General features: G+C 34.1%; 23 protein-coding genes. 11 read left to right on the forward strand and 12 right to left on the reverse strand.

Going from position 1 to position 21,061, the window contains the following annotated elements; translation table 11 throughout:
* Positions 1–46: 46 nt before the first annotated feature.
* The 9 genes from H7355_RS04050 to rpmH all read right to left on the reverse strand — a co-directional run bounded on the left by H7355_RS04050 (position 47) and on the right by rpmH (position 6,202).
* A complete protein-coding gene (locus H7355_RS04050; RefSeq protein ID WP_186645447.1) occupies positions 47–1,006 on the reverse strand; it encodes an NAD(P)H-dependent flavin oxidoreductase in 960 nt (319 codons plus the stop codon).
* 33 nt (positions 1,007–1,039) lie between these two features.
* Positions 1,040–1,243 carry a hypothetical protein gene (locus H7355_RS04055; RefSeq protein WP_186645448.1) on the reverse strand — a complete coding sequence of 68 codons (204 nt, stop codon included), beginning with the start codon at positions 1,241–1,243 and terminating at the stop codon, positions 1,040–1,042.
* Entirely contained in the window at positions 1,230–2,057 is an 828-nt protein-coding gene (locus H7355_RS04060; protein ID WP_186645449.1) for an enoyl-CoA hydratase-related protein, read from the reverse strand. The genes H7355_RS04055 and H7355_RS04060 overlap by 14 nt, the downstream gene beginning before the upstream one ends.
* A complete protein-coding gene (locus H7355_RS04065; protein WP_186645450.1) occupies positions 2,058–2,891 on the reverse strand; it encodes a PspA/IM30 family protein in 834 nt (277 codons plus the stop codon). It abuts the gene before it with no gap.
* A 119-nt stretch (positions 2,892–3,010) separates the two neighbouring features.
* Positions 3,011–3,700, reverse strand: coding sequence for an SMC-Scp complex subunit ScpB (gene scpB / locus H7355_RS04070; RefSeq protein WP_186645451.1), 690 nt, complete (start codon positions 3,698–3,700; stop codon positions 3,011–3,013).
* Positions 3,701–3,733: 33 nt separating this feature from the next.
* A complete protein-coding gene (locus tag H7355_RS04075; protein WP_186645452.1) occupies positions 3,734–4,264 on the reverse strand; it encodes a hypothetical protein in 531 nt (176 codons plus the stop codon).
* A gap of 134 nt (positions 4,265–4,398) precedes the next feature.
* A complete protein-coding gene (gene fmt / locus H7355_RS04080) occupies positions 4,399–5,364 on the reverse strand; it encodes a methionyl-tRNA formyltransferase (protein WP_186645453.1) in 966 nt (321 codons plus the stop codon).
* Positions 5,365–5,469: 105 nt separating this feature from the next.
* Entirely contained in the window at positions 5,470–5,982 is a 513-nt protein-coding gene (folK, locus tag H7355_RS04085; protein ID WP_186645454.1) for a 2-amino-4-hydroxy-6-hydroxymethyldihydropteridine diphosphokinase, read from the reverse strand.
* A 67-nt stretch (positions 5,983–6,049) separates the two neighbouring features.
* Positions 6,050–6,202, reverse strand: a complete 153-nt coding sequence (gene rpmH, locus H7355_RS04090; protein ID WP_130606141.1) for a 50S ribosomal protein L34 — start codon at positions 6,200–6,202, stop codon at positions 6,050–6,052.
* A gap of 210 nt (positions 6,203–6,412) precedes the next feature.
* Between rpmH and rlmB the strand changes: the two genes are divergently transcribed.
* From rlmB to H7355_RS04130, 8 genes are all read left to right on the forward strand, one after another.
* Entirely contained in the window at positions 6,413–7,549 is a 1,137-nt protein-coding gene (gene rlmB / locus H7355_RS04095; protein WP_186645455.1) for a 23S rRNA (guanosine(2251)-2'-O)-methyltransferase RlmB, read from the forward strand.
* Positions 7,550–7,559: 10 nt separating this feature from the next.
* Positions 7,560–8,495, forward strand: a complete 936-nt coding sequence (locus H7355_RS04100) for a laccase domain-containing protein (protein WP_186645456.1) — start codon at positions 7,560–7,562, stop codon at positions 8,493–8,495.
* 62 nt (positions 8,496–8,557) lie between these two features.
* Positions 8,558–9,040 carry a preprotein translocase subunit SecE gene (gene secE, locus H7355_RS04105; protein ID WP_130606147.1) on the forward strand — a complete coding sequence of 161 codons (483 nt, stop codon included), beginning with the start codon at positions 8,558–8,560 and terminating at the stop codon, positions 9,038–9,040.
* A gap of 33 nt (positions 9,041–9,073) precedes the next feature.
* The gene (gene nusG / locus H7355_RS04110) at positions 9,074–9,694 is read left to right on the forward strand and encodes a transcription termination/antitermination protein NusG (RefSeq protein ID WP_130606149.1); all 621 of its coding nucleotides are present in this window, start codon (positions 9,074–9,076) and stop codon (positions 9,692–9,694) included.
* Between the two features lie 189 nt (positions 9,695–9,883).
* Positions 9,884–11,125 (forward strand): MFS transporter, encoded by a 1,242-nt coding sequence (locus H7355_RS04115; RefSeq protein WP_186645457.1) that lies wholly within the window; start codon positions 9,884–9,886, stop codon positions 11,123–11,125.
* A gap of 138 nt (positions 11,126–11,263) precedes the next feature.
* A complete protein-coding gene (locus H7355_RS04120; RefSeq protein ID WP_186645458.1) occupies positions 11,264–11,653 on the forward strand; it encodes a hypothetical protein in 390 nt (129 codons plus the stop codon).
* A 22-nt stretch (positions 11,654–11,675) separates the two neighbouring features.
* A complete protein-coding gene (locus tag H7355_RS04125; RefSeq protein WP_222435657.1) occupies positions 11,676–12,848 on the forward strand; it encodes a tetratricopeptide repeat protein in 1,173 nt (390 codons plus the stop codon).
* Between the two features lie 130 nt (positions 12,849–12,978).
* A complete protein-coding gene (locus tag H7355_RS04130) occupies positions 12,979–14,766 on the forward strand; it encodes an FAD-binding oxidoreductase (RefSeq protein WP_186645460.1) in 1,788 nt (595 codons plus the stop codon).
* Here the strand turns inward: H7355_RS04130 and H7355_RS04135 are convergent.
* Together H7355_RS04135 and H7355_RS04140 are read right to left on the reverse strand one after the other, a co-directional pair.
* Positions 14,656–15,528, reverse strand: a complete 873-nt coding sequence (locus H7355_RS04135; protein WP_186645461.1) for an SDR family NAD(P)-dependent oxidoreductase — start codon at positions 15,526–15,528, stop codon at positions 14,656–14,658. The two genes, H7355_RS04130 and H7355_RS04135, sit on opposite strands and share 111 nt — an antisense overlap.
* On the reverse strand, positions 15,485–16,351 hold the full coding sequence (locus H7355_RS04140) for a lysophospholipid acyltransferase family protein (RefSeq protein WP_186645462.1): 867 nt from the start codon (positions 16,349–16,351) through the stop codon (positions 15,485–15,487). Before H7355_RS04140 ends, H7355_RS04135 begins: the two co-directional genes overlap by 44 nt.
* Positions 16,352–16,549: 198 nt before the next feature.
* Between H7355_RS04140 and H7355_RS04145 the strand changes: the two genes are divergently transcribed.
* The 3 genes from H7355_RS04145 (at position 16,550) to H7355_RS16195 (ending at position 19,298) form a co-directional block, all read left to right on the forward strand.
* Positions 16,550–17,734 (forward strand): hypothetical protein, encoded by a 1,185-nt coding sequence (locus tag H7355_RS04145; RefSeq protein ID WP_186645463.1) that lies wholly within the window; start codon positions 16,550–16,552, stop codon positions 17,732–17,734.
* 170 nt (positions 17,735–17,904) lie between these two features.
* Positions 17,905–18,768 carry a ParB/Srx family N-terminal domain-containing protein gene (locus tag H7355_RS04150; protein ID WP_186645464.1) on the forward strand — a complete coding sequence of 288 codons (864 nt, stop codon included), beginning with the start codon at positions 17,905–17,907 and terminating at the stop codon, positions 18,766–18,768.
* Between the two features lie 455 nt (positions 18,769–19,223).
* Positions 19,224–19,298: a hypothetical protein gene (locus H7355_RS16195; RefSeq protein WP_186645964.1), complete on the forward strand. Its 75-nt coding sequence runs from the start codon at positions 19,224–19,226 to the stop codon at positions 19,296–19,298.
* Positions 19,299–19,495: 197 nt separating this feature from the next.
* On the opposite strand, the gene H7355_RS04160 is transcribed toward H7355_RS16195, so the two are convergent.
* The gene (locus tag H7355_RS04160) at positions 19,496–20,986 is read right to left on the reverse strand and encodes a fatty acyl-CoA reductase (protein WP_186645465.1); all 1,491 of its coding nucleotides are present in this window, start codon (positions 20,984–20,986) and stop codon (positions 19,496–19,498) included.
* Positions 20,987–21,061 lie beyond the last annotated feature (75 nt).

Here is a 21,061-nt window from a genome sequence, read left to right on the forward strand (position 1 = left end):
TTTATATGAATGAGATTTTTTTTATTATTTGTTTTTTTATAAAATGTTATAGAATACGCATACGTGCTTCTAAATATTCCATTTTTAATTTATGAACTAAATTGGCACAACTTATAATTTCTTTAATTTCCGAAACAATTTGACCAATTTCAAGCTCGCCTTCTTGCAAATTACCGTTTAGCATACCTTCTTTAGCTCTTCCTTTGCCAAGAATTTTCAGCAGCTCTTCATTTGAAGCACAAATATTTTCTGCTTGTGCCACTTTTTGGGCAAAGTCATTTTCAAGCAAACGTACAGGCACAAGTTTTTTCATACGAAGAAAAGTAGAATTGTATTGTGCATTGCACATAGCTTGTTTGAAATTATCATGGGCGGAGCTTTCTACTGTAGCTGCAAAGGCTGTGCCGATCTGCACGCCTTCAGCCCCCATGGCAAGAGCTCCAAGAATGGAACTGCCTGTCGCAAATCCTCCAGCTATAATAAATGGGATTTCTAATTTATTTTGCAGTTGTTGCAGTAAAACGAGGGATGTGATTTCGTCACGCCCATTGTGGCCTCCCGCTTCAAATCCTTCAACGACCACAGCATCGACGCCTGCATCTTGGCTTTTTTGGGCAAACTCAGGTGAGCTAACTACATGCACAACGGTGCAGCCTTCTTTTTTTAAAAATGGAGTCCATTTTTTAGGGGAACCTGCACTGGTGAAAAATATTTTTACCCCTGCATGAAGTGCGACTTTTATTTGTTCTTCTGTTTTATCGTATAATAAAGGAATATTTACACCAAATGGTTTTTGTGTCAGTGCATGAGCTTTATTAATTTGTTCTTTTAATAAATCGGGATACATGCTGCCTGCGCCGATGAGTCCTAAGCATCCTGTATTTGCCGCTGCTGCAGCTAATTTTCCACCGCTTACCCAAACCATACCTGCTTGGACAATCGGGTTTTCAATTGCAAACAATTCAAGAATTCTTGATTTTGGCCATTTGATTAATTCTGAATTCATTATTTTTCTCCATTCAGCTAAATTGCGAGAAGATTATTCACTTTCTTTTTTAGCAGATGGAGCTTCTTGATTGGAAGAGTTTTTCTGAGATTCTTTTTTCCGTTTAATTGTCTCTTCATCTATTTTCGAAATATGCGTTGGATAAAGTGGAGCAGGATCCAATTTAAATCCGCAAGAATAATAAGAACTAGAAAAAAGTACAATAATTATGAATTTGCTTGGTTTAATCTTTTGCATTGTTATTTCTTTTTGCAAAGAACGTATTAATTCTTTTTTTATGTTCATAATTTAAAAAATATTTATCAAAAATTTCGTTGTCATATTCCTCGAGTTGATATGTTTCTTTAATATTATGTCTATGCATTAGATCATTTCTGATATCAATCGGAGCTTGTTCAATATTATCACGCCATTCATTAAGAGCACGGTAACAATTTTTTATGTTGAGAAAAGTGTTGTCTATCAAATTGAGATTAACCAATTGGTCATAACAAATGTTATGTTTCCCAATGATCATGGCAGAAATTTTTTTGTGTGAGAGTTGTGGACAAAGTTCTGCAAGTCTCAACATTCCTCCCCAGCCTGCAGGAATCCCAAATCTCATTTGAGTGAAATGCAAATCTGATTTCTTCCCTATACTCCATCTAAAATCAGTCGCTAAAGCCAATTCTGCTCCCCCTCCGTAGGCTGCGCCCGCTAATAAAGTAACAGACGGAATAGAGCAGCTGTGTAGAAGTTTACAGAATGCTTTTATAGATGATGCATAATTTTGGCAGAGTTCTTTCGAACCATTTTTGAGATCTGAAAGGTTTCCACCACTGGAAAATATACCTTTGACAGAAGATTGAACGACAATTAATAAACAATTATTATCTAAAATAAATTTCTCAAATATAGATAAATTATTTTCCTTTTTCCAAGAAATTTCTTGCATAACCGCTGACATTCGCAAACTAATTGCGTTGCGGGTGGATGGAGAAGAAAAAGTAATAAAGCAAATATTATTGATAATGTTTATTGAAAAATCTTCTCCATCAACAAGTTTTATCATCTATTTATTTCCTGAGTTGAGCTTACTGATTTCTATGTCAACAGTATCTTTTTTGTTATATGAAATATTAGAACTACTTGGTAACTCTGCAAAAGGATCGTTTTTAATTGATGTTTTATTGGCGTTTATAGCATCCTCAAATGCAGAGAGATGTTTAGAGCGAGAGCCCGCTAAACTAAGCTCTTTATCAAGATCTGTTTTTTCAGCGCCTGTTAATTCTGTTGATAATTTTGCTACAGCTTTTGATTTTTGCCGAGCATTGCGAATGGCTTCAAGATTTTTAGAGGATGAGTCTACGGACAATCCTGAAAGGCGATCGTTGAGTTCTTTGATTTTTTGACTGCTGATAATATCAGCAACAGTTTCTGCTTCTTCCTTATTGAGGGAATCTATTTGTGTTTGCAGTTCTAACAGTCTAACTTTATAGCGTTCGATTGCTTGTTGCTGTTCGGTGATCTCAGCTTCTAGCTCTTTGACCCTTTGCTCATTCTTTTCAGATTTATCAGCAAGTTGAGTATAGGCTGCTTTGTAGCGCTCATCTGGATTTTTCTTATAAAGTTCTATTGCACCAGCCATTTTTTGTTGAAGTTCTTCAGATTCTTTAGATATCTTTTTAACTTCTTCTGCTTTCATTTCACGAATTCGAATGAGTTCTGCAACGGCTTCACGCATTTCTTGGTAATCTTTGCTCCAATCTTCTTTTGTTTTGCGAAATTGTGAGCGGATGGCATCGGCATTGGATGTAACCATTTTGTCAGTCATCCTTTGTGTTTTACCTTCTGCAAGTCCGAATGCACTTGAAAAAAAACGCCCTAAGCTATCTAAAAAACCCATATTTTCCTCCAAAATTCCTATTTTCCCCCGATTCGTAGTCCGTCTCAGTGGCGAGTTGCTCGGAATAATACCAGCCATTTTTAATTCTGTTAAGGATCCAATTTAATTTCTAACTTTATTTAAGATTCATCATTTTCTGAATATCCAATGTCTTCTACAGAGGGAGGAGTCTCTTCTTTTTCCTCAAGAGAATTTAAAGCAAGAGCAGCTTTTTTCTGTTCATCCAGGTTTAATTGGAGGGAGCGTAAGTTTGGCAATTCATTAAGACTTGTGAGGCCAAAAACTTCTAAAAATTTTGCCGTTGTTTTGTATTCCAATGGATTGCCAACTTCTTTGCGAGTACCAGATGCATAGATAAGATCTTTTTCTTTTAGTGTTTGGACAATTGAAGAGCTATCTACTTGCCTTAAAGCATTGATTTGTGCGCGGGTCACAGGTTGCCGGTAAGCAACGATCGCTAGAGTTTCAAGGGCATTTTTGCTTAATGAACGTGCTTTTCCTGCATATTGTTTTTTTATTAATGGTAAATGTTCTTCGCGTGTTCTTATTTGGTATTTGTGATTTACCTCAACGAGTTCAAATGCTCTGTGCTCATAATCGAGGGCTATCGCTCGCAATGCCATGCGCACATCCGATAGAGAAACTTCCCCAATCCAAGAGCGAATTTCACCCGCTTCCAAAGCTGAATCGGCAACGAATAAAATAGCTTCAACTCTTGTTTTTAGAATATCGAAAGCAGATTTTGTATAGATACTGCTTTCTTTTTTGGGAAGTTTTTCTGCGTTTTGTAATAAGTTTTCTTCTTCCATAATTTCCTAATGCTTAATTAATTTTCTTTTTTGCTATGCTCTTTTTTTTTGAGTTTTTTTTTCAGGGATAACTTGAGCATCTATAATATTTCTTTCAGAAATACGTTTTTTCGCATCAGAAATGAGTGTTTGACCAATATTTTTTTTGAAATTTTTAAATGCTTCAAGACTTGTTGGTGCATTATTTAATAAAACACTATTTACATACTTAACGATGGGTAAAAGATTTTTACCATTGTTGTGTTCAACGAGCATTTTGGTAATTTCTGTTCTCACTTCTTCTGTTGCTTGGTCCTGAGGCTGTCCTTTTAAAATATTTTTAACAGCAGAAGCCACTATCTTTTCTATTTCTACATTTGTTTTTTGTCCGAGATCATTGGCTTTACCAAGTAAAACATTGATTTCCTCTTTCGAAAAAGAACGGGCAGAGTCCACCGCTTTGCGGGCAAAATCGAGGACGGCTTTTGGATGCAGATTCTCTTGGTTTTTTTTGAACGTATCGACGATTGAAGCAGAATTAATATTTTTAATATTGCTTATTAAAGCGCTAAATTTGCTTTCCATTTCATCATTCCTTGTGTTTTTAGCAAGCTTCCGCCGAGCACACTTACCTGACAGTTACTATTGCTGAGAAACTAAACCTCTAAGTATTCTCATACACCAAAACAGCGCATCATCAAATGACTAAATTGATGATTTTACAGATTTAATTTTATCTGTTTTCCTCTCAATCCATTTTGAAAATCTAGTGCAGAGATGACTTTTTTTCCGGGAAGCTGCATTTCTAGTATTTCAAGGATTTGGGAGTCTCCACAGCAAATATTTAACGACTTTTGTGTAAAAATCAAATCACCTTTTTTCATTTTTGTTAAGTTTTCAGAAACTCGGGTGGTAATGATTTTCATCTCTATAGATTCATCGTTCAAAATAAATGAAGATTTTGTATTTGGCCAGCCTGCAAAGGCACGAACTTTGTTATGGAGCGTCAAAGCAGGTTGGGAGAAGTCGAGAATACTTTCTTCAACTTTAATTTTATCTGCATGAGTTGCTTTTGAGTGGTCTTGCTCTTGTGCAATTAATGAATTCGAAAAAAGTTTGGGCAGGGTTTTTAGGAGTAGATGTGCACCTTTTTCAAATAAAATATTGAGTAGTTCTGGAGCTTTTATTGAATCATTCAATTCATATTCTTCCTGAGCAGCTATAGGACCTGCGTCCATAGCTGCTACTGAAAACAAGATGCTCACACCTGTCTTACTCACTCCATCAGCAAGTGCTCTTTGGACGGGAGATGCTCCTCTGTAAAGAGGCAAAAGGCTTGGATGAATATTTAAGGTTCCATATTTAGGAACTTCTAAAAATGTTTTGGGCAAATAATTTCCATAAGCAGCTGTTACACAAAGATCTGGTTTTAAAGCTTGTATCGTAGCTATAAATTCTGGGTCTTTTGCGGATTGAGGGGTGAGAACGGGTATACCACTTTCAAGAGCCAGTTTATGTGTAGGTGAAGGAGTTTCCCCTTTTCCACGCGTAGAACGGCTTGGTGGTTGGCTCACAACGAGAATAACTTTCAAAAATTGCTGGGCTTCGAGTAGAATTCGCAGAGCAATTTCTGCTACCTGTGGGGTTCCAAGGAAGACAATTTTTTTTCGGTTATCTGTATGCATAAGTTTAATAACTCTAATTAATAATTAAGAAAAAAGCACTAAAATGAGGTGCTGAACGCTACTTTAGCTGAATATTTGCTATTGTTAAAGGGTGTCAAGGCTTTTTTAAAATAATTCTGTTTTATGGTGTCTTAATAAAGTCGCTTCATTAATTTTAAGATCATTTTCGACCAGTTCTCGCCAAAAATTTCTGTTAAAATAATCGACGTGTGGCACTGAAAAATCGGGTGCTTTTTTAAATGGAAAAGGAGTGCAATCTGCAAATTCTTGCGAATCGTTCCTTGCGCAAAAGAGGAGATCAATATCGAGATTGCGAGGCATCCATCTGCGTTCTCTGGAATGGCCGAGGAAATTTTCAATTTCTACAATAATATTATATAGTTCGTCGGGCTGAAGATCAGATTCAACGAGACAAACAAAGTTCAAATAATTTTCGTGATCATCTGTCTTGTAAAGCGTATGGACAAGTGGTTTTGTCTCAATCCACTCCGTTTGAGAGATTATTTTTATTTTTTTATTGAGTAATTCTATGGCATTATGGAAATTTTTTCTTCTGTCTCCCAGATTTGAGCCAAAGGCTAGAATGTATTTAAATGCAAGTTTATTACTGCTTTTCATAACAAGAATTGAATCCAAAAAAAAAGACGCAAATGAATGCGTCTTTTTAAGCTTGTAAATGGCTTATTTACTTAGAGTAAACAGTTGCCGCAAGTTGAGTGCGACCTTTTGAACGGCGACGTTTGATAACATTGCGTCCATTTTTGGTTGCCATGCGTGCACGGAAGCCGTGTTTGCGTTTACGAACTTTATTGCTAGGTTGAAATGTTCTTTTACTCATAGTGAAAATCCTCTCAAGTCACAGGAATCCTGTTGCTAGCACAAGCCTAAAGTTAGCGCAAGAGTAAAATTTAAAAATTGCGAAAAGGGAATTATTCTACTTTATGAGTTGCTAAGCGAAGATAGTTTTTGACATTGTTGTATCCTGTGGCATAGCTTGTTTTCCTGATGCGTTAACATCATTTTACTTTAGTACGAAAGAGATTTAAAAATGGTTTTTAGAAAAAGAGAAGAGCGTTCACCTAAGAGAGAAGAACGTGTTGGCAAAGCGAAACAATCTTCAAGGTCACAAAGGGGTGAAAAGCCTTCCTTTTCAAGAGTATCAGCACGTAAAAGCGATGATTCTTATAAAAAACCACAAAAAACTGAAAGATCAAGCCGTACGGAAAGACCTGTAAGAACAGAGCGTTCGAGTAGAACTGAAAGACCTGTTCGCACAGAAAGACCACAAAATCCAAGAAGTCGTTTTACCCGTGAGGCAAAAGAAGGACGTAGCAATCTCGAGAAATCAGTAAACTTTGCAAAAAGACCTGAAAGAAGAGAACGCACAAACGACAGAGCGCCACGTGAGCTCTTCATTTGGGGAAGAAGGACAGTCGAAGCATTTTTGTCCAATTTACATCAAAATAAAGAAATCGATAATCAAAAATATACACTCCACATCATTGTAGACAAAGCGGGCAAGGCTCCTTCACAGTTAAAACCAGCAGTCGAATCTTCACAATTGCTTGGTATCAAAGTTATTCCGCACACTTCAGCAGAAGAAACCTGGCCTCTTGCCGATGCTGCAGAAGATTTAAACCACCAACGCGTTTGTCTCAAAATTCCAGAATATCCTACCCAAAATATCGTTGATGCAATTGAATTTATTAAGAGTGCAAACGAAAATTCAGAGCATGGCTGTGTCGGACTTGTGCTCGATCAAATCCAAGATCCACGTAATTTTGGTGCGATTATACGCAGTGCAGCTTTCTTTGGACTTAAATTTATCGTTTATGGCAACGATAGACAGGCTGATATCACTTCCCTCGTATTAAAAACTTCAGCAGGAGGAGCCTTCTCAATTGCTCTTATTCCAACTGTGAATATCAATCGCGCGCTTATTCAACTAAAAGAAGCGGGTTCATGGATTGCGGGAGCCGCATTAAGCGAAGAAGCAACTTCTTTAAATGACCTACCAAAAGACAGAACTTGGGTTGCGGTCATGGGGAATGAAGGCAAAGGTTTGCGCAATGAAGTTATTAAAAACTGTGATTATGTCGTAAAAATACCAGGTGGACATGGTACAGTAGACTCTCTCAACGTAAGCGTGGCGACAGGCGTATTGGTGCATTCACTCAATAAATAATGTTGGTTTTATGCAAATTTTAGTTTCTTTAAACTTAAATGATTATCCAACTTATATCCCTCATTCTTTTGTACAGCGGTTTTTGCCAAAGACCGTTGTAGTAAAAGAGTCTCCCTTTTCTAAAGATTCTAATAAAAATATTCCAGTTTCTGGGCTCAATTGCTCAATTTCTTATACTTTAAATGAACCATTAACAAGTTCCTATGTATTAAAAGCATGTCACAGCAATCGGGTGGTGCCTGCGGGGGATAATAGCGAAGCCGATGCACATTATATTTGCTTTGAAAAGTCTTCATCTTTAGAGCATTTACATGCGATAAAAGAAAATTTAGCAATTCGCACAGCCGATTGTCTAGCGGTGGCTTTCTGCTTTGAAGATAAGAATTGCTTTATTGGGGCATTAGCACATGCGGGTTGGCGGGGTTTGAGTTCAGGAATCTTACAAAACACTTTTGATAAAATTATGCAAGAAGCTTTGCGACTTGGTTATAAAGTGCAAGATTTTTTGCAAAATCTGCATATACATATCGCCCCCGCAATATTTGCAGTCAGTTATGAATGTGGAGAAGATGTTTTGCAGGCATTGATGCAACACAAAGATCTTCTCTTGCAAAAGTATCAAAACCAAGATTCCTTGAACGATCTTTATCTGGAGCTGATTGATTTCAAAAAGGATAAATCTTTTAAGAGTTTGATTGAAACTAAGCACAACTCCTTAACTTCAATTAATAGCAATACAGTAAAAATTTTTCCCGATCTGCAGCTGCTTGCTGCACTCGAATGTGTGATTTCAGGGATACCTGAACGAAACATTGAGATTTTACGAGAGAATACGTATAGTCATCCAGTCCTATTTAGTTTTCGAGAAGCGACTCACAAAAAGACTGATAAAAGTCTTCGCCAATGGACACATCTTAGACTCCCCTTGGTAAATCGAGATTTATAAGGAGATTCTCATTTTTTGGCAGCTTTGCGAGCATGATTTGTCTTGCTCAATAAAATAGAACCGTGTTAGCTCTCACACTTATGGTACGTTTGGCTGAAAAGCTTGACTCGACAGGAGAACAAAAGCAAATGAATGAAGTTTCGAACATTGCCTATCGTTATGCAGCTCTTTTGTATGGTATTATAGCAGCATATTTCTGGTATATTTTTTATTCACTTTGGGTCTTTCTCGGAAAGCATTATTTCCCACAAAATGTATCAAGTATTTTTAGTCTTCAGAATCACAATTTTACGACTGTAAGTATAGTTGTAGCAACGGTTTTAACTTTGTTAGTGACTGTTGGTTTAATTCTGAATAAAAAGTTAAAGACATTCATAGTTGATGTTGGGGATGAGCTTTCTCGCGTTGCATGGCCAACTTTTAAAGAAGCGCAAAAAACCACTGCGATCGTTATTGCTTTGGTTATCGTTGCATCTATTGTGCTTTTTTTAGCGGACACTGTCTTTTTAAAGATAATTAATTTAATTATGTCTACAGCAGCATAATAATAGAGTATAATTTTTGAGGAAAAAAAACTCATGGTAGAACACAAAACAAATGAAACAGACGCATCCACTGCGCCATCTTCTTTTTCTCATGAAAGATTCAAATGGTATGCTGTTTTGACACAGTCAGGTATGGAAAAGAAAGCAAAAGCAACGCTTGAAGAGCGTATTAAAAAGTTAAAAATGACCGATTATTTTGGCCAAATTTTAATTCCAACCATGACTATCGAAAAAATCGACGAAAGTGGAAAGAAAAAGAAGGTTGAGCAGAAAATGATGCCTGGCTATCTATTTGTTCAAATGGATCCTGTGCATAAAGCTACTTTTGGCTGTGTGAAAGACACACCAAAAATATCTTCATTTATAGGTTCTGCAGCCAACCAAGATCCAAAACCCGTGCCCGATGAAGAAATCAGCCGTATCTTTAACCGTGCTGCAGAAGCCACCAAGGCATCGCCTGCTAAACCTGTCACAGCCTTCGAAAAAGGTGAAAAGGTTAAAGTTATTGATGGGCCATTTACAAACTTTGTGGGTGATATTGACGAAGTTAAGGCTGACAAGATGAAATTGCGCTTACTTATTTCTGTGTTTGGTCGTGCAACTCCAGTTGAACTTGAATTCAGTAAGGTTGAAAAACTCAAAGACGGTGAGTGATTTAAGAATTATTTTACCTTTCATATAACAAAAATAAAGACCCCGACTTTAAAAGTTGGGGTCTTTATTTTTTAATAAATAATAATTATTTAATTATTAAATTAGGACTTGAAAAAAAGTATAATTTAGTGAAATATAAATTTCTAAATTGTTTTAAATACAAACAAAAACCAAATAAGAGGATTTTTAATGGAAATATCTCAGTATTTAAATAAAAATTATAAAGACCATTATATAATTACAGTTTATTACTTTATCAGTCATTTAACGTTTTTTGGTTTTCTATTTTCGCTTGTGCTGATATTAGCGAATCGTAATTTGAGTCCAGACTTTATAGCTTTATCGTCATTAACGTATACAATTACCTATCGATCCGCAAAATTATTGTTATCCTATTATTTAGATAGCATTGAACCAGAGATAGGCATCGCTTTGGGATCTCTTATCGTTACTCTTGGTTTTATTGTTTACTATTTTTCTCAATCTAATGTATTCATTTTTACTTCTATCTTACTGATAGGATTAGGCGTGTCTATAACAAGCACTGCGAGTAAAGTTTTCTCATTTCGGATTGCTGAAAAAGCTAAAAATAAGAGCAGTATTTTTTCTCTGATTTTAACTTCTGTTAATATTGCAGGGGCGATTTCTCAACCGGGTGCGATATTGTTGTTGAATAATAATCAGGAAAGTTTACTTATTATTCTATTTATTGCTTGCATGACAATCCTTATGGTTATTTTTACAATATTGGCTATTAAGAATCCAAAAAATAACAAATTAACGAACGCGAAAGATAAAAATATAGCTATCTATTTTAATTTTTTAAAGAATAGATCTTTCTTGCTTGTTGCTTTCAATTTTTTCATATTATATTTTATGTATGGACAAATTTATAACACGATAGCTTATCATATTGGCAACACTTTGCATAGAAAAGAATTACTAGCTTCATATTATTTCTTTATTTCAATTATAATAATTTCACTGCAAATTGTTGTAACGAATATAACTGATAAACTAGATAAAGGAGATCCATATAAAAATTTATATCGCTCTTCATTTTTTTATTGCATAGCATTCTTGCTGATTTATTATAATTGCGCAGATTATATCTTTGCTGCGGCAATTATTTTTCTAATCGCTCTTGCAGAAATACTTTTTTGCCCAGCACTCGATGTCCTCTCTCTCAATATCTGTGGGTCTGAAAATAAAGCGATTTGGGTCAGTTTACTCTCTTTGAGCATGGCTTTGGGTGAGTCGCTTGGTGGTGGCTTTGGCATATGGATCTATGGCAGGCTACAAAATAGCAATGATTATTGGCTTTATCTCTCTATCGCAACGTTTATCGTGACAATTTATATTTATTTTTCAAGGTATTTAATCAGTCCAATGAAGATCCGAGAAAAAAACGAGGGATTGCCAGCATTTTGAGCTAATGTCTTATTAGACCCAACTCATACCAAAATGCTTAAATATAGTGTAATTTAAATAAATGGAAATTAATTTTCATTGCTAGAAAAAATTAAATCTTCTAGCAGTATGAATATAAAGATTTTTGGAATTTTTTTTATGAAAGCGCCAAAAAAAAGCGGAGCTAAAAGCAGAAAACCAAAGGGAGAAGAAAGCTATTTGGCGGGCATCCCTGTGCTTTTGCAAAAAATGGATTCTAAAAGAACGTTTGAGTGTACTTTGTTGAACATTTCTCTGAATGATTTTACTGTAAGATTTGAAAAAAATAAATTTGATTTTAAAAAAAGTGAAAATTTTTTTATATTAATTGACCCTGAATTATTTAATATCACAAATAAAAATGTCTTAAAAATAAATGCTATATGCAACACCGTAGAAGTAAATAAATTTACAATCACTGCTAAGTTTACAGAACTAAATGAGAGTCTTTTGAGAGACATTGAAATTATAGTGAAGTGTTTTAAAAATTTAAATGAGTATGAATTTTGAAGTTTATAAAGGGCTGAGTTAGATGACAAAAATGAGTGATTTATCTTTAGATATGTCATTTCTCATAGTAGATCATAGTGATTCATTTCGCGATATTATTTCAATGGGTTTGAAATCTTTAGGTTTTAAAAATATCATTAAATCCCCTTCTGCGCATATTGCTTATGCGAATCTAATAACAAGAAAAATCGATTTCGTAATCTGTGAATTAAATCTTGATGCAATGGATGGTATTGAATTGCTAAAAGAAATAAGGGAAGATAAAAAAATCGGATTTATGCCATTTTTAATGATGAGCACTGAGATTTCAAAAGAACAAATTGCCATGCTTGCTGAATATGAAATAGATGGTTTCATAAAGAAACCATTTACCTTTCAAATGTTGGTTGAAAAAATTCCCGTTTGCTTCAATCATTACAATGATCCTAAGAATAAAGAATATCTTTTTTCTCAAGCAAAAAGTTTATTGGCTGATAAGAAGTATCAACAGGCATTCAATATTTATGAATCTCTCTTAAAGTCATATCCACAGTCTGCACGGGCTTGTATAGGTCTTTCGCGCTGCTACCGAAGTTTTGATAACTTTGAAAGTGCCGAGTATTTTTGCCGTAAGGCAATTGATAATAACAATCAATATGTCCAAGGTTTTGATGAAATGGCAAATATTTGTATGGATCGAAATATGATAGATCAAGCGATTTATTTTTATAAAAGAGCGGTTTTTCTGAGCCCAAAAAACCCTCTTCGCTATGAAGCTATAACGAATTCCTTAATTGAAAAGCAAAGGTTTAAAGAAGCAGAAGAGTTTTTAGATGATGCAACAAATTCAGGAATTGATTACCAAAGTATATATGAGCAGTATGCAAGATCATTATTTTATCAAAGGAAACTAGAAAAAGCGGTCATGTATTTTGACAAAGCACTTGAAAACTCAGAAAATAGGATAAGTCTTTTAAACTTAATGGGTATATGCTATAAAGACTTAAACCGATTTGATGAAGCGATTAAATATTATGACATTGCGATTCGTGAAGATCCTAAAGACACAAAAGTTCTGTTTAATAAGGCATTGTGTTATATTGATATGAATGAATTTGCAAAGGCAAAAAAAATATGTCAAATGATAATAAAAATTGAACCAAACCATGAAAAAGCAAATAGAAAAATCCGCGAGCTCGATGCGAAAATGAAATAAGTAAATGGAAAAAAAGTAAAAAAATGAATAATTGATTTGAAAATAAAAATACTTTATAATGTCTATTCTAAGATTATCTTTTAAGTGGATTTTCTGTTTATTTATCTAATTTCAGTGGAGGAGAAAATATATGATGAAATGGTGGGGCTGGGGTGATATTAATAAAACATTTCCAATTGAAGATAAACCAAATCTTTGGCCTTGGATAAAAAAAACAATTTCAATTTCAGAGAATAATAAAATCACTGAACCTGTTAAGAGAGAAGATATTATTCTGAGTCCTGCAAATATAAATGATGATTTTTTAAATGCTGTAAAACAATTTTTAAAAATAGAACAAATTAGTTCTTCTGAAGATGATCGATTGCTCCACTCATATGGAAAATCATATGCGGATCTCTTCTATGTGCGCAAAGGAGTCGTAAAAAAATCTCCTGATATTATTATATATCCATCTTCACATGATGAAGTTGAAAATATTATTAAATATGCACATCAATACAATGTGTGTGTCATTCCATTTGGTGGGGGAACAAATATTGTTGGTGGAGTGGATCCTCGTGATCAAACTGTGACTGAAAAAGGACCTCGCTGCGTTGTTTCCTTAGATATGCGGAATATGAATAAACTTATATCAATAGATCCACAATCGCAAACTGCTGTTATTCAGGCGGGTGCACTTGGTCCAAAGTTAGAAAAAGATTTATCTGACAAAGGATGGGCATTGGGACATTTTCCAGACTCTTTTGAATATTCGACTTTAGGTGGATGGCTTGCCACTCGCTCTGCAGGTATGCAATCCGATGCCTATGGAAAAATAGAAGATATGCTTGTTTCGTTAAAAATGGTCACTCCGACAGGAACTATCGTAACAAGAACCACTCCAGCTTCGAGTGCTGGTCCAGATATCAATCGACTTATTGTTGGGTCTGAAGGAATATTAGGTGTTATAACAGAAGCAACAATGCGCATACATAAATCACCAGAAGTTAAAGATTATCGTGGTTATCTTTTCCCAAATTTTGAAAAAGGTGTGGAAGCTATTAGGGAGTGCATCGATAAAAATTGGGTACCAAGTATGATTCGCTTTCAAGATGAAGGTGAAACTCAACTGGCATTTAATTTAAAATCACCAAAAAAAGGAATCGAATCGATTGTCCAAAAACAATTAAAACGAATATTATCTATGACGGGTTACAGTCGTCCTTGTATCATGGTCGTAGGTTTTGAAGGTGATGCAAAACAAGTTCAAATAATTGCTAACGAAGCAACAAAAATTCTTAAGAAACATAGGGCCTTCTCATTAGGAAAAGGGATTGGCAAAACATGGTCAAAAGATAAATTTAACGTTCCTTATTTGCGTGATTTTATTATGGATTACGGTGTAATGGTGGATGTGGCAGAAACAGCAGCAGTATGGTCAAAATTATTGAACGTGCATAAAAAAACAATTGAAGAAATAAATAAATATTTCAAATCACATGGAGACGGTTCTGGGTATATTGGCTGTCACATTTCACACACATATAAAACGGGCGCATGCCTTTATTTTACCTATGCTGCTAAGCAAATAGTTGGAAAAGAAATAGAGCAATATTATGGTTATAAGAAATTAATAACAGATACTTTTATGAAAAATGGGGCAACTCTCTCTCATCATCATGCCGTTGGTTATGAACATTCTCCGTGGATGGAAAGTGAAATTTCTCAAACAGGTATTAAAGCATTGAAAGGTGTGAAGAATGCTTTGGATCCCAAAAATATTTTAAATCCTGGAAAAGTTTTTCCAGTTGATGAAGAATTGCGTTTAGGCGTTTTTGGGATTGACGCCCCTGAAATTGTTAATCAAAGTAAGAGCCGAATTAAGAAAAGAAGTGGGCAGACGAGTCGCAATTTGCACGAAGATTCTATTGGTTAGACCTGGTATACAAATTTTGTCTCCTCGCATAAGAGCTTTGTAACCTTGTTCTGCAACTAGGTCAGGCTCCATCCCTTTTTGATTGAGTTGGCTCAATTTGTTATTAATATTTTGTGCATAGCGCCCGACTTTTGATCTCACTCTAAATTCAGTCTTTGTGATTCCGGGGCATAATAAAGTTACTTTAATTCCGTCTTTTTTAGTCTCATATGCGAGAGAAGATGAAAATGAATATAAAAATGATTTGCATCCACCATAAACGGATTGAAATGGAACTGGAGTGAATGAATAAACAGACCCTACATTTAATATATATCCAGATTTTCTTTTTTGCATGTTCGGTAAAATTATTTTTGTCAGAGCAAGTGTGGTGCTAATTTGTAGATCAACCATTTCAAGCTCTTTATTTATTTCAGTTTCTTGAAAAGCTCCATGTACGCCAAATCCTGCATTGTTTATGAGTACATCAACATCAATGGCTTCTTCTTTTAAATAATTTGCTATTTTAATGATAGCCTCTCTTTTTGAGAGATCTGCAGTTAAAACATATACTTTGGTATTATATTTATTTGATAGGTCATACTCTATTTGATTTAATCTTTGTGTGTCACGAGCAATTAGTAATAAATCATAACCCTCTTTTGCAAACTTGACAGCAAATGAATGTCCTATACCACTCGTTGCTCCTGTTATAACGGCTAAGGGTTTTCTGTGTGTGTCAATTATGCGTGGTGTTCTGCTTTTGATTTCCATAAATTTCATTGCGTTTAATAACTCCTGATTTATGTTTTGAAAAATAAAGTTCTTCTTGCTTTTTAATTGTCTGAGCTATTTGATTTACAATTTCACTACAGCCCTCTTTTCCTGTTAATGCTGTTTGTGGTGTTATAACTTCCATTTTCATATAAAAATTTGAGCCCTTAATCGGGTAATTTGAATAGCTCTCTTGTTTATCTCCTCTAATATAAACGCAGAGAACTCGACATTTGGGGACGCATTGAATAATTTTCCCCACACCATAAGTCAACTGATTTGGATCAAAATTTCCAGTTCTACTTCTTTTCCCTTCAGGAAAAATAGTAACAATTTCTCCTTTAATCAGAAGTTTTTTGCAAATATCTAATATTTCATTGTGATGAATCGGTGAGGCATCTCGGTGAATAAAAATACATTTACAAAGTAATGCAATCAAACGGTAGCGTTTCTTTTTTCCAAAAAAATCTCCAGCAGGTAAATTCCATGAAAAATAATTAAAATGAAATTGATACCAAATGAGTGGGGCCAATGCCCAAATGATAAGGCAAGAATCTATAAAAGTAAGGTGATTTGAACATATTATAATTGGATTGTTACTTTTTGTTATTTCTTTAAATTGTTTACGAATAGTCTTCATTTCATGTATCTTATAGCGCATAATATATTTAAATATGAGAATGATTCCGCCACAAAATGGCATAAGAACAAGGAAATTGATGATTCGTTGAAATTTCAATCGCTCAACAGTATATTTTACGAAAATTGAAGAGTTGGAATCTTTCAAACGAATAACTTCACTAGGAGCTTTCGAACTTTGATTTTCAGTCATATTGACTTCCTCCAAATTGAATTCATAAATTATATTATTTTAAGTGAGATTTTGAGTAAATCATTTTTTAAGATATTTAAGAGATGAATGATCGATCAGACATTCTTAGCTGATTCATTTTATATAGAAAAGTGTCTGATTGTGATATAATTTTTCAAGTCTTCAAGCTGTTTCGAGCGAAGTTCAAAGGAGATAGATATGTTCAAAATGAAGAGTCACTTTATAGCGGTTTTTGTAGCTTTAATTTTTTCTTTTAATAGTGACGCTTTGGAACAAGGAAAAAAGAATGATAAATCAAAAGCAGGAAATTTATATACTTCCATGGATGATATGAGAAAAAATTTGGAAAATATATTTCCATTTTTATTTTCCGAGCAGGACTTTAAAGACCCAAAAAATAGCAAGTTTATTTTGATTAATTTGGTTGCAATAGCAGATGGGGCGAAAAATGCGGAAAGCCATGCGCGGATGAAAGAAAATATAGCTGCTAAAATCAATATAAGTATTTTAGTAGATAATTTAAAAAGAGCAGAGTTTAGTTTTAAAAATAATAGGAAATCAAGTGCCCGTTATGTATTAAAATCAGCTATTCAGTCGTGTATAGCGTGTCACACGGCTCCTTCTGGCAGCCAAAACTATTTATTTAATAATAATGAAAAAATGTTCGCTCAATTAACAGAGAATGAAAAAATAGATTATCTGTATACAACTCGTCAATTTGGTGTTGCGGAGAAGATTCTTATTCAACGAATCGATGATTTTGAAAAAAATAAAATCCCTTGGATAGATATGCAAAAAACTCTTAATTATCTTGCAATTTATTTAGTCCGAGTGAATCCGTCTGCGGAAAGAGGGTATGAGGTTTTCACTAAACTTGCGAATTCCAAAAAGGTACCAAAAGAAGGAAGAGATGAAATACTTGAATGGGCAAAAAGCTTTAAGCAGTGGAATGATGAAAGTAAAAACAGTTTTTCTTTTAAAAGCATCGATATTTTTGCGAAAATTGATCAAGACATAGGAATGGAAGCGCAAGAAAACACTTTGGCTTTTGACCCAGCATTTACAATAAATAGAATGCGTTATTATAGTCTCATATATAGTCAACTTGAAAGTAAAAAAGATACTCCAAAAGAAGTTCAAGCTAAATCTCTTTATTATTTGGGTATTATAAACAATGCATTAGAGCCTTTTGCGTCATTAAATATTGGGGATGCATATTTAAAGGCGTGTGTTATCGTTTATCCTAAGTCGGATATAGCCAAACGCTGTTACTTTGCTTTTGAAGAAAGTACTAAGTTACAGAATTCTGGGTCAGGAGGAGTCTTTTTGCTCCCAGAGGATCTGAAAGAATTGAAAAATTATAAAAACCTATCTGGCCTCTAATTAAAATAAAAAGTAATAATATAAAATATATAGACAAAATTCTTCTTTATAAAATAAAACTTCAAATTTAATTCTTGCTAAATTATGGATAATTTGTCTATATGATTTTCGTAATTTTGTATAAAAATCTACAAAATTGCTGATAGTTCATAAAAAATGGAGTTTCTTGAATGAATATGAAGGCAAAAGGCTTGATTTTATTATATATTTCAGGGGCGAGCTCATTAGGAGCAATAAGTTGTACTGTGCCGACAAGCCATGTCATACAAAAATTACATTCAACACACACAGAGTGTGTTGATTCTGTAACTAACCAAGTAATCACATATCCAAAATGTTCTAATACTTCAGAACCTGGGGAAATCTGTTCTATTGCGTTTGCGGACATTCGTCCGACCCAGTTTACTTACGGTGATTCGTATGTCTTGGACATAAAACAGCGATTTATCGGTAAACCAGCTAAAGCACAAGAGTTTTTATGTGAAAAACCCCCTAGTTTGGTCATTGGCCCGAAAAAAGCTGAAGGTTTCTATTTGACCGATGGTCATCATAGAATGAAACTCGTCGAAAAACTTATGAAAGAAGAATCCAATATATTTACTATCTTAGTGCAGGTTGATAAAAATATTTACCTCAGCAATCCTAATATGGAGCAAGCAGCATTCTGGGATGAAATGTTGAAAAACAATGACGTTTATCTCAAAGATAAAGGAATATTTCGCAGTCCAAAAGAATTGCCAAAAAGAATTTTTGAAGTAAAAAATGACCCCTTCCGTTCTTTAGCTGGATTTATAGCTGATGACAAATCAAAATTCTGCTTCGACACATCATTGCCTTCTTATGGTAATTTTGCTGAGTTTTATTGGGGGGATTATTTTAGAGAAATTAAAGGATTTGAACATTATACTGATGAGAAAAATTATCAGTCTGTAAAGGAAAGAATTCAAAATTATCGTTTGCCAGGATCTGATAAAATCGTAAATATATGTAAAGTTTCTGCAGCAGAGAAACTTCCTGGATATATCAAAGATTAAAAATATAAATTTATAAAATTGCAATCAACACTGGTCTAAGATTTAATAACCTAGGTGCTTAATGAACTGAGGGTATTTTTTTATGAGTCTTATTAAATTTTATACTTTTTTTAAGGTTTAAACAGATTAAAAATCTCTGGGAGTGTTCAGATCTCAGCAGGTTCTTTAAATTGGATATTAAAAAATACGATAGGTATTGAAAAGGATAAATTAATTATAGTTGATCTGCGTGAAGAGGAACATGGTTTTATCAATGGATCACCTGTTACGATAATTAATCAATCACGATCTACGAGTGATTTTAAATCATTTGAAACTAAAAGTTTTTTGTCGGAAGAATCGATGTTGAGAAACTATAAAATTGCATATAAAAGATTTAAGGTGAAAGATCATGAACTTCCATCAGGAGAAGAAATAGATGATTTTCAACTATTTCTAAAAGTATTTATGATACCATGTGGCTGCATTTCTATTGCCATGCTGGAAAAGGAAGAACTACCACTTTTTTAGTCATGTATGATATGCGTTAAAAACGCCAAAAAAGTTTCTTACAAAGATATTATGGAAAGGCAAGGAGCTCACATATTATTGAGGCCAGTTAAATTACATAAAAAAGATCTAGCTAAAAGAAGAGAAAAGTTTTTTAAAACATTTTATAATTATGCTCGGATTAATAACAATAAAACCACTGAAAAATGGTGGGTATGGGTAACTAAGATTAAAGATATTAAGTGAGTTCTTTCTTTTTAGTTGAAAGAGACTTCATTTGAGAAAGACACCACCTATTTAGACCAGGTATATGTATTTCTCTCCAATATCTATCCCAATTTATTTCAGTTGGATTATATGCAAACTCTTTTTCAGCCACACGGTGTGCCATTAAGTTTTCTGATTTGAAAGTATAATTATAGTCGTAAATAAAAGGTTTATAGACATTCATTATAACATCTATGCTTTTTGCTTTTCTTTTTATAATTTCGAGTTTATTACTAATTCCAAATCTTGAAAGCATATAAGATGAATTCTTTTCTAATTTCATTTTATCAATAAAGAAAGAAAATGTTTTTTCTATCTTAGTCAGACTCGGACCAGAAAAAATATGTTTAGGAGAAATAAATTTTATTTTTGGGTATGGAAATAAAATTCCATCTAATCTTTTTCTTTCAAATGTCTTATAATATTGACAAATATAATCAGTTGCCAATGCAACTGATAAAGGATTTAATGCAGAAGTAGAACTATGATATATTTCTAAATGTTTGTGACTCAAAAGTGCTGAACCTGCGATTGTTAAACCTCTTGCAACATAATCAACTGGAATTATATCTAAATTATGATTTGGCTTAGCTACTAAAAGGCGATATCTAGAACTTAACATTTGGATAAAAGGTGCTGTTCCATTAAAATCTTCGTTCCATCCAGGAAAAGGATATTTTTCTGCTGATTCAACAATACTGGGTCGGAAAATACAAAGGCGATCGCGAGGTAATTTTTCAGATAAAAGAATTTCACCAAGAGCTTTGGTATATGTGTAGGTATTCGGCCATCCCAATCGCTCTGCTCTTAAGGTGCCAATTAATTTTAATTCTTTATCTGTTGCACTTCTTGAACGTGCTCCTAGGGATTCTTGCATCCCCCAATTGTACTCATCTTGTGCAGAGAATCTTGCTCCATTTGGAGAAATATTCTTAGATAATTTTTCAGAAACCAATCCATCTGCCATTCCTGCAACGTAACAGGTTGAAACGTGCAATAATTTAGCTTTTTTAGTTGATAAAATAAATTCAGCTATATTGAGCACCCCTCCTGAGTTTGTTTGTAACATTTGATCGAGAGGGGCTGAAAATCTTAAATCAGCTGCGAAATTTACTACGAGATCTGTATCTTCTATTAATTTTGCTAATACAGCTTTGTTGAGTCCAAGTTTTACTGAACAAATATCACCTGTTATGGCTTCAATATTTTTAAGGCTCTCAATATTATTACCAAATTTTTGATGTAATTTAACAAAAGCGGGACTTTTAGCATAAATTTCACTAAATCGTAGATTGCCTTCTTTGCCTTTATTGGGGCGCACTAAAATGTATATTTTTTTTATATCAGGAATGAAATCGACAAGCATGGAAAGCCAAACCTTACCGATAAATCCACTCCCTCCTATGAGAAGTACAGTTTTACCTCCAAAGCTTTCTTGAATGGAGAGATCAGATATCTTCATATATGGAACCCTTTCTTGTGCTTTGAACTTGCTTCATAAGTCTATTCATTGGCAAGATTGATTTTTCAGCCGTCG

Source organism: Fluviispira vulneris (assembly GCF_014281055.1).
Classification (GTDB): Bacteria; Bdellovibrionota_B; Oligoflexia; order Silvanigrellales; family Silvanigrellaceae; genus Silvanigrella; species Silvanigrella vulneris.